The sequence below is a fragment of the Gordonia sp. UBA7599 genome (assembly GCA_002477755.1).
Lineage (GTDB): Bacteria > Actinomycetota > Actinomycetes > Mycobacteriales > Mycobacteriaceae > Gordonia.
This window is the reverse complement of record DLKD01000009.1, coordinates 1-7,134: the sequence shown is the minus strand read 5'-3', so window position 1 is coordinate 7,134 and position 7,134 is coordinate 1. Positions and strand designations below refer to the sequence as shown.

The window sequence follows — 7,134 nt, the reverse complement described above, 5'->3', positions numbered from 1 at the left end:
CGGCACGGGCTCCGGAGCGGGAACGGGTTCGGCCAGCGGCACGGCGGCCACCGGTTCAGCCACGACGGGTTCGGCGACGGGCGCCGGCGCCTCGTCGGGAACAGCACCGCCGACGGCGACCCAGTCGCCCTCGGCGACCTGGGCGGCGGTCAAGTCGAGTCGGATGAAGTCCGGTTCGAACGCGGCGACGCCGCTCTCCGCGAGAAGCATGTTCTGCGCGCTGTTCTGGATATCGACGACAAGATCTGCGCCCTGGGTGTCTGCGACAGTGCCCACTTCGGCACCGTCGCGCGAAACCACCGGGGTGCCGACTTTGATGTCGTAACCGGCAAAAGTGACGATCATTGCTCAATCCCTCCGTTGCAAAAGTCTTTGGCCACACTGTGCCAGTTTGGATGCCCTATTGTCGCGTCTTGTTCGGATCGGATCATCGGACAGGAAATCCGAAAACCCGCTACGCACGGAACTCTAGTCGCCGCTGCTTCCACTATTAATCCCGGGCTCTCGAGTAAAACGCGTATCAATAGGAATCTCGGTGCGGACGTGGTGGTGGGGGTCGACCTGCACCACATCGACGCGCTGGCGCCGGACCTCTCCGTCGACGACGACGTTCTTGGTCCTGCGATGACGGGTGACGCGCACTTCCTCACGCACGACCAATCGTTTGACGACGACGATTTCCTCCTCGACGACCGGCACGACGAACGTGTCGCCGTCCCAGTACGGCGCGGGCACCTCGTCGACCTCACGGTCGTCGACGACCACACGGTCGACTTCGACGAACTCGCGGCTGACCGGAACCGAGATCTCCTCGTTCTCGGTGACGACCGAGGTCCGCACCTGGGCGATGCCGGTGACGACTTCGCGCGTCTTGGCAGTCAAATACTCCTGGTGCAGACCGACGGTCATCTTCCCCGGATGCTGAGCATCTGGGGTCTCTGCAGCACCTTGCGTCACATCCATATCCCACAGCCTAACGCCGCACCCACCTATTTGTGGAGTCCGCGAAGGTTTTCCGCTTTCGAAGGGTTATCGAACCGACATATCACCGTATTCATCCGGCACGGTCGGCTTGGGCCGTTGCGAGCAGTTCCTCGGCATGGGCGCGCCCGGTGTCGGTGTCCCCCAGCCCCGCCAGCATGCGCGCCAATTCTCCCACCCGCTCGTCGCGCTGCAGCGTCCGGACCGTGCTGGTGCGGCCGCCGTCGTCCTTGCCGATCACGACGTGGTGGTCGGCGAACGCCGCGACCTGTGGCAGGTGGGTGACGACGATGACCTGGTGGTTGCGCGCCAAGCGGGCCAGCCGACGGCCGATCTCCACCGCGGCCCGTCCGCCGACACCGGCGTCGACCTCGTCGAAGACCATCACCGATCCGCCCTCCGGCGAGGCCAAGACCACCTCGAGAGCCAGCATCACGCGCGACAGCTCGCCGCCCGAGGCCGATTTCGCGATGGGCAGTGCCACGGCATCCGGATGCGGGACCAGCGCGAACTCGACGACGTCGGCGCCATGCCCGCCGACGTGGCAACGCCTACCGTCCACCATCAGTGTGCGGCGCAGCGCCGGGGACACCGCAGGCGCCACCCCCTCCGGATCAGCGGCATCGTCGTCGCAGGAGTCGGGCGAAACACTCACTTGCAGAGCCGCGCCACCCATGGCGAGGCCGGCCAGTTCGTCGGTTACACGCGCGGCCAACACGTCCGCGGCGCCGACACGAAGCGCTCGCAGTGCCGAAGCCGCCGTCGCCACCTCCTCGGCGGCGGCCGCGACCGACGCGACCAGGTCATCGATCGACCCGGCGGGGTCGTCGATCTGCGCCAACCGGGTGCGCGCCTGTTCCCACCACTGCCGCACCCCGTCGATGTCGGGTGCGTACTTGCGGGTCAATGCCTTCAGTTCACTTTGTCGCACGAGTAGTTGATCTAGTTCGGCGGCGTCAGCTGGGAGCCCGGCGACGATCGCCGAGAGATCCGACGCGAAGTCGGTGACGACCGCCAGCGCTTCGGCGACCCGCGGCAGCAGCGCTTCCAGCCCGTCGTCACCCGACGACTCGAGAAGGGTGCGGATCTGGCCGAGTTCGCTGATCACCCCGACGTAGTCGGCGCCGTCACCGGCGGCGAGGCCGTGTGCCTGCGCCCCGGCCTCGCGCACGGTCTCCAGGTCGGTCAGGCGCTTGATGGTCGCGACGAGTGCGACGTCCTCCCCTGCCTGCGGGTCGATCGCATCCAATTCCTGCACCGCAAAGCGTAGGCGATCGGCCTCCTGTGCCAGCTCGTATGAACTGGCCCGGCGCTGTGCGAGTTCGTCGGACAACTCGATCCACCGGGCGCGCTTGGCGCGATAGTCCTCTAGCGCCGCGGCCGCGTCGGCACCGGCGAACCGGTCCAGGGCTCCACGCTGCTCGTCGGGCCGCAGCAGCCGCAGTTGGTCGTTCTGCCCGTGGATGGTCAGGATCGACGTCGTCACCTGCCCCAGCACACCGACGGGAACCGACCGTCCGCCCAGATGCGCGCGCGACCGTCCGTCGGCGCCGACGGTCCGCACGGCGATGAGCGAATCCTCGTCGGCCTGCGCCCCCGCGGACTCCAACACCTCGACGATGCTCGACGGTTCGTCGCCGCCGAGGCGGAAACGTCCTTCCACAATCGCCTTGCCGTGTCCGGCGCGGACCCGGCTGGCGTCGGCGCGTCCGCCGGAGAGCAGGTGCAGGCTCGTCACGACCATGGTCTTGCCGGCGCCCGTCTCACCGGTGAGCACGGTGAACCCGGGGCCGAATTCGGCGGCGGCATTCTCCAGGACACCCAGCCCGGTGATCGAAAGTTCTTCGAGCACGGCGCTCACCGCCCCCGGCCGCGCCAACCGGTCACCGGCAGGCTGAACTTCGTCACGAGGCGGTCGGCAAACGGCTCGGCGTCGATGCGTAGCCATTTCACCGAGCGCTCACTGCGGACCGCTTCGATGCGCGCCCCCGGCGGCAACGGGAACGACCTCCGACCGTCGCAGATCGCGATCGCCGGGTGTGACGACTCCACTTCGACCGCCACACGCGAGTGCGGCGAGGTCACCATCGGACGGGCGAACAGGGCGTGCGCATTGCTGGGGACGACGAGGATCGCCTCGAGGTCGGGCCACATCACCGGACCGCCGGCCGAGAACGCGTACGCGGTCGATCCGGTGGGCGTCGCGATCAGGATGCCGTCGGCACCGAACGCCGAGACCGGCCGCCCGTCGACCTCGGTGACCAGTTCCAGCACACCCCGGTGCGTGTCGTTCTGCACGACGACCTCGTTGAGTGCCCAGGTGCGTGCCACCGTCACGCCGTCGGGGCCGACGACGGCCACGTCCAAGGTCATGCGGGGCTCGATCGTGTAGCGCCCGTCGACCAGGCGTTCCATCACCTCGTCGATCGATCCCGCCTCGGCCTCGGCGAGGAAGCCGATGTGGCCCAGGTTGATGCCCAGCACCGGGACATCGGCCGGTTGGGCCAGTTCGGCGGCGCGCAGGAAGGTCCCGTCGCCGCCCAGTGCGATGACGACCTCGGCGCCGCGGGCGGCGGATTCATCGGGCTCGACGCGCGCGACGGTTGCGCCCAGTGCCGCCAGGCGCTCAAGATCGACCCGCGAGCGCACCACGTGGTCGCGTTTGTCGGTGTCGACTATGCGCAGCGCCACGCCGCCGTCGGCGCAGCGTCGCGCGATCGCCTCCAAAGCGGTGGCGAGTTCATCGCGACCGGTATGCGCGACGACGACGAACGCACGGGCGTCGGTCCCCTGCACGTCGCTCACTCTGCGGTGCTCACTGTCGCACTCTCTCGCTCTCTGTCCTCGCCAGGTGATCGGCTGGACTATTGCGGGCCGGCCGCCACTACCTCGTCGATCAGGACGGCGACGGCTTCGTGATCGAACCCGCGGTCGATGCCCACCAGCGTATCGGGGCCCGCCGACAGGTCGCCCGGCAACTGCCCGGCGAGTCGCGCCAACTCGTCGTCGTCGCATTCGCGGGTCAACCACAGGAAATACTCCACGTTGCCCGACGGCCCCGGCAGCGGTGAGGCACCGGCGTCGCGAAGTCTCAATCCGAGCGCCGCCGCCCATTGCGCGACCGCAAGCACCGCGGAGGCGCGCAGCTGCGGGTCGCGGACAACACCGCCGGCTCCAACTCGGTCCTTGCCCACTTCGAACTGCGGCTTGACCATCGGCACGAGGTCCCCACCCGGGCGAGTACAGGCAGCCAGTGCGGGTAGGACCAGCCGTAACGAGATGAATGAGAGGTCGGTGACCGTCAGGTCCACTTGGCCGCCGATCTGCTCCGGGGTCAGCGACCGGACGTTGGTACGGTCGAGGACGCCGACCCGCTCGTCGGAACGCAGGCGCCAGATCAGTTGCCCGTACCCGACGTCCACGGCTGCGACACTCGCCGCACCGCGGTCCAGCAACACGTCCGTGAAGCCCCCGGTGGATGCGCCGGCATCGAGGCAACGACGGCCGGCGACGGTCAGCCCCGCCGGTTCGAAGGCGTCAAGAGCACCGATCAGCTTGTGCGCGCCACGCGAGGCCCACTGTTGCTCCTGGGCTTTGACGACGATGGGTACGTCCTTACCGACGTTGGTCGCCGGTTTCACCGCAGGAGCGCCGTTGATCGTGACCGCCCCGGCTGCGATCAACTCGCCGGCATGCTCGCGCGAGCGTGCCAGGCCGCGTCGGACGAGCTCGGCGTCGAGACGTGCGCGGGGTGCCATCGCTCAGGCGTGGTCGATCGCGGCGAGCGCGTCGGCGAGCACCCGGTGGGCCCGCTCCAGCAGGTCGGCCTGCCGGTCGAGGGCGGCCAGCTTCTCAGCTGAGACCGGTGATCCGTCGTCGCCCTCGGCGACCTGTCGGCTGACCTCGTCGAGCTTCTCGAGCATTTCCGTGATCGCGTCGGCCACGTCGGACGGCGTGACCTGTGCCGGGGCGCCCGACGCCGACGGCGACAGGTGCTGGCCCGGCTTGGGGGCCCCGGGAGCTGGTTGGGCATTCGTCATGATGCCACCACGCTAGCCGATCCCGAGGCTGCGCAGCAGCCCCGCCACCGCAGAGTTGTCCGAGGTCACAGCCAATTGCGCGGCCTGATCCGCACTGATTCCACGCTCCCACGCCGCGGCGACGAGAGCCGGGAGGGCCGATTCGGGAGCAACATCGTCGGCCGCATCGTCAGCCGGACCAACGATCTGCAGGGCGGTGCCGTCGCCGGTCACCGTCCATGGATGCCGACCGGCGATCACACTGATCGACACTGGAGCGCCCAAGGCACCCAAGCCGACGGCGATGTGCGTCGGCCGCTGCTCCGGCGCTGCGACGAGGACATCGCGCAACGTGCTCACGCCGGTAAGCACCAGCAGACTGTCGGCGCCGACGGCATTGGCGCCCTCGATGTCGGTGTCCAACCGATCACCGACGACCAGCGGCTTGTCCGACGCGACGTCGGCGATTGCGTCGCGCAGCAGCGGCCGTGCCGGCTTCCCGGCGACCTGCGGGGTCGCCTTCGTCGCCGAGGCCACCGCGGCGACCATCGAGCCGTTGCCGATGAGGAAGCCGCGTTCGTTGGGCAGTGTCGGGTCGACGTTGGTCGCCACCCAGAGTGCCCCCGCCGCGATGGCGAGTGCCGCCTCCGAAAGGGACGCCCAGTCGGTGTGCGGCGAATGGCCCTGCACGACCGCACGGGGCTTGTCGTCGGCGGTGCGGGTCGGGACCAGTCCGACCTCGGCGACCTCTGCGGCGAGACCATCGGTACCGACGACGAGCACTGTCGAACCCGCCGGCACTTGTTCGGCCACCAACCGGGCCCCGGCCTGCGCGCTGGTGACCACTTGCTGCGGGGTCGCGTCGAAACCGATTTCGCGCAGGTGGACCGCCACTTCGGCCGGCCGTCGGCTGGCGTTGTTGGTCACGTAGCGAATGCGGTCGGCAGGCAGGGCCGCGACTGCTTCGATCGCTCCCGGCAGCGGCGCATGGCCGGCGAACACCGTTCCATCGAGGTCGAGGAGCACCGCGTCGTAGTCATCGACGAGGATCCCGGGCTCACTCGGCGCAGGAACGGGCTCACTCGGCGCCGGCGTGAAATCCGGGTCGGTGAGCTCGACGACGCGCAGCTCGGCATCGGTGAGATCGTCGACATCAGCGGCGGCGGCGTTCATGAACCAGGTGACCGCATCATCGTCACGACCGGCGGCCAGCAGCGCTTCGGCGTAGGCGTAATAGAGCCTGGTCGCCTCGGGACCCACCTGACCCGGTGCGAGGTCGGCCCGTTGCAGTGTGACCACCGCTTTGTCGGCCTCCCCGAGGTCGAGCCGGGCGCCGGCTTCGACGATGAGCATCTCGAGCCGCTCCTCGCCGGAGAGGTCGCGTGCATCGTCGCCACGGGCGATGGCAAGGGCACGGTCGGGTCGGCCGAGGCCGCGCTCGCAGTCGGCGATGAGGGGCAGCAGCGTGGCGCCACCGAGAATTCGTCGTGCGGCACGCAGTTCGCCGAGTGCCTCTTGCCATTCACCGGCGTGGTAGGCCGCGACACCGACCGTCTCACGGACCACGCCGATCCGACTTGCGCGCTCACGAGCGGCACGGGCGTGGCGGAGGGCCAGGGCGGGATCTTCGTCGGCAAGTCGGCCGACCATCACGAGATGACGGGCAACGGCCTCCGCGTTGGCTTTGTCGAGTGTGCGCAGGTCGCGGCGCACCGACGGGTCTAGATCGCCGGCTGCGACGTCATCGGGCAACACCGGCTCGTCGGGGCGCTGCCGGGCGCGAGGCGCGTCGGTCTGGCTGCCAGGACGCTTGCCGCCGCCACGGGGTCCGCCACCACGGGGTGCACCGCCACCGGGGCGCCCGCCACCGGCTCGCTGACCATCGGAGCCACTCCCGGGGCGGCCTCCGCCGGAACGGCCTCCGGGCCGTCCACCACCACGGCGGTCGCCACCGGTACGGTCGCCGGCCGGGCGATTACCGCCGGCCCTGCTGTCCCCTGCGCTCATTGCTCACTATTCCGTTCTCTGCTGACTGCGACGACCACCCTACCGGGGCGGATCCGGTCGCCGGAAAAGATTCAGGCCCCACACTTGGCGTGTGGGGCCTGAATCGTAAATTGTGTTCGGCGGTGTC

The 7,134-nt window shown here is 69.2% G+C and carries 7 protein-coding genes; all 7 read right to left on the bottom strand.

Annotation, left to right across the window (positions count from 1 at the left end; translation table 11 throughout):
- Positions 1–345: hypothetical protein (locus B4L26_RS00675; RefSeq protein WP_290714583.1), on the bottom strand; the 345-nt coding region annotated here is incomplete at its 3' end.
- Positions 346–468: 123 nt separating this feature from the next.
- Positions 469–963: a DUF2382 domain-containing protein gene (locus B4L26_RS00670; protein ID WP_290714580.1), complete on the bottom strand. Its 495-nt coding sequence runs from the start codon at positions 961–963 to the stop codon at positions 469–471.
- Between the two features lie 91 nt (positions 964–1,054).
- Complete coding sequence (recN, locus tag B4L26_RS00665; RefSeq protein ID WP_290714589.1) at positions 1,055–2,833, bottom strand: DNA repair protein RecN; 1,779 nt, start codon at positions 2,831–2,833, stop codon at positions 1,055–1,057.
- 5 nt (positions 2,834–2,838) lie between these two features.
- Positions 2,839–3,786 (bottom strand): NAD kinase, encoded by a 948-nt coding sequence (locus B4L26_RS00660; protein ID WP_290714578.1) that lies wholly within the window; start codon positions 3,784–3,786, stop codon positions 2,839–2,841.
- A 59-nt stretch (positions 3,787–3,845) separates the two neighbouring features.
- A complete protein-coding gene (locus B4L26_RS00655; protein WP_290714576.1) occupies positions 3,846–4,739 on the bottom strand; it encodes a TlyA family RNA methyltransferase in 894 nt (297 codons plus the stop codon).
- Positions 4,740–4,742: 3 nt separating this feature from the next.
- Complete coding sequence (locus B4L26_RS00650; RefSeq protein ID WP_290714574.1) at positions 4,743–5,021, bottom strand: hypothetical protein; 279 nt, start codon at positions 5,019–5,021, stop codon at positions 4,743–4,745.
- A 12-nt stretch (positions 5,022–5,033) separates the two neighbouring features.
- A complete protein-coding gene (locus B4L26_RS00645) occupies positions 5,034–7,007 on the bottom strand; it encodes an HAD-IIA family hydrolase (protein WP_299491561.1) in 1,974 nt (657 codons plus the stop codon).
- Between the last annotated feature and the right edge of the window lie 127 nt (positions 7,008–7,134).

What these genes read in the sequence shown, in the direction of transcription:
- B4L26_RS00650 (WP_290714574.1), bottom strand. Translation starts at nt 5,021, where the DNA reads ATGACGAATGCCCAACCAGCTCCCGGGGCCCCCAAGCCGGGCCAGCAC.
- B4L26_RS00670 (WP_290714580.1), bottom strand. Translation starts at nt 963, where the DNA reads ATGGATGTGACGCAAGGTGCTGCAGAGACCCCAGATGCTCAGCATCCG.
- B4L26_RS00655 (WP_290714576.1), bottom strand. Translation starts at nt 4,739, where the DNA reads ATGGCACCCCGCGCACGTCTCGACGCCGAGCTCGTCCGACGCGGCCTG.
- B4L26_RS00645 (WP_299491561.1), bottom strand. Translation starts at nt 7,007, where the DNA reads ATGAGCGCAGGGGACAGCAGGGCCGGCGGTAATCGCCCGGCCGGCGAC.